Source organism: Rathayibacter sp. AY2B3 (assembly GCF_002931755.1).
Taxonomy (GTDB): Bacteria; Actinomycetota; Actinomycetes; order Actinomycetales; family Microbacteriaceae; genus Rathayibacter.
The window spans coordinates 1-1,770 of record NZ_PSUG01000093.1 but is presented as its reverse complement, the minus strand read 5'-3'; the positions used below and the strand labels follow the sequence as shown (position 1 = coordinate 1,770).

The window sequence follows — 1,770 nt, the reverse complement described above, 5'->3', positions numbered from 1 at the left end:
TCTTCCCGGCGGGGCCACCTGCCCGAGCCGACTGCGGCCGATCGACGACGCCAGGAGGAGAGAGGCTCAGCGGCGCATAGCGCAACCGGCGATCCGCGTTCCAGCGGATCGTCGTGCGCGGAACGTTCGACGCTCTCGAGAACGGAACCACCCTCCCCAGCCGACCGCGGGCGATCGACGACGTCAGGAGGAGAGAGCCTATGAATGCTGCGGGAACCCCAGGTTGATGCCGCCGTGGGAGGGGTCGAGCCAGCGGCTGGTGATGGCCTTCTGCTGGGTGAAGAAGCGGACTCCCTCGGCGCCGTGGGCCTTGGTGTCGCCGAACAGGGACGCCTTCCAGCCGCCGAACGAGAACGTGGCGACGGGGACGGGGATGGGGACGTTGATGCCGATCATCCCGACCTCGACCTCGTTCTGGAAGCGGCGGGCCGCTCCTCCGTCGTTGGTGAAGATGGCGGTGCCGTTGCCGAAGGCGCCGTTGTTGATCAGCGCGACGCCCTCCTCGTAGGAGGCGACGCGGACGATGGAGAGCACCGGTCCGAAGATCTCCTCCGTGTACGCGCGGGAGGTCGTGGGGACCTTGTCGAGCAGGGTCGGGCCGAGCCAGAACCCGTTCGCGTCCCCGTCGACCTCGATGCCGCGGCCGTCGATGACGACCTCCGCGCCGTCCTCCTCCGCGATCGCGATGTAGGAGGCGACCTTGTCGCGGTGCGCCTCGGTGATCAGCGGGCCCATGTCGCAGCCGCGGCGCCCGTCGCCGGTGCGCAGGGTCGCGGCGCGCTCCTGGATCTTCGCGATCAGCTCGTCGGCGACGGGCTCGACCGCGACGACGACCGAGATCGCCATGCACCGCTCGCCCGCCGAGCCGAAGCCCGCGTTGATCGCGGAGTCGGCGACGAGGTCGAGATCCGCGTCGGGGAGGACGAGCATGTGGTTCTTCGCGCCTCCCAGCGCCTGCACCCGCTTGCCGTGCCTGGTGCCGGTCTCGTAGACGTACTGCGCGATCGGCGTGGAGCCGACGAAGGAGATCGAGCGCACGTCGGGGTGCTCGAGCAGCCCGTCGACGGCCTGCTTGTCGCCGTTGAGCACCGTGAAGACGCCGTCGGGAAGGCCTGCCTCCTTCCAGAGGGCGCCGAGCCAGATCGCCGGGGACGGGTCCTTCTCGGAGGGCTTCACCACGACGGTGTTGCCGGCGGCGATGGCGATGGGGAAGAACCACATCGGCACCATCGCGGGGAAGTTGAAGGGGCTGATGATGCCCACGACCCCCAGCGGCTGCTTGGTCGAGTAGACGTCGACGCCGGTCGAGACCTGCTCGGAGTACTCGCCCTTGAGGTGGTGCGCGAGCCCGGTCGCGAACTCGACGACCTCCTGGCCGCGCGTGATCTCGCCGAGCGCGTCCGAGACGACCTTGCCGTGCTCCGACGTGATCAGCTCGGCGAGCTCCTGCTTCTTCGACTCGAGCAGCTCGCGGAAGCGGAAGACGATCTGCTGCCGCTTCGCGAGCGACGTGTCGCGCCAGGCGGGGAAGGCGGCCTTCGCGGAGGCGACGGCGGCGTCCACCTCGGCGGAGTCGGCGAGCGCGACCTCCTTGGTCGCGACTCCCAGCGCCGGGTCGTACACGGGAGCAGTGCGGCCGGACGAGGAGGCCGAGGGGGCCCCGTCGATCCAGTGGCCGACGTGGTCGACCGCGTCCCGCCGTGGGACGCGCTGCCGGCGCTCCGCCGCGACGAGTCCGATCCCGCGCGGTCGTGGCTCGCGGGCGTGAAC

Annotated in this window: 1 protein-coding gene; it reads right to left on the bottom strand. The window is 70.4% G+C overall.

All coding sequences use genetic code 11. The features are described from left to right. Window positions 1-198 precede the first annotated feature (198 nt). Window positions 199-1,740, bottom strand: a complete 1,542-nt coding sequence (locus C5C24_RS17395) for a CoA-acylating methylmalonate-semialdehyde dehydrogenase (RefSeq protein WP_104305564.1) — start codon at window positions 1,738-1,740, stop codon at window positions 199-201. Window positions 1,741-1,770 lie beyond the last annotated feature (30 nt).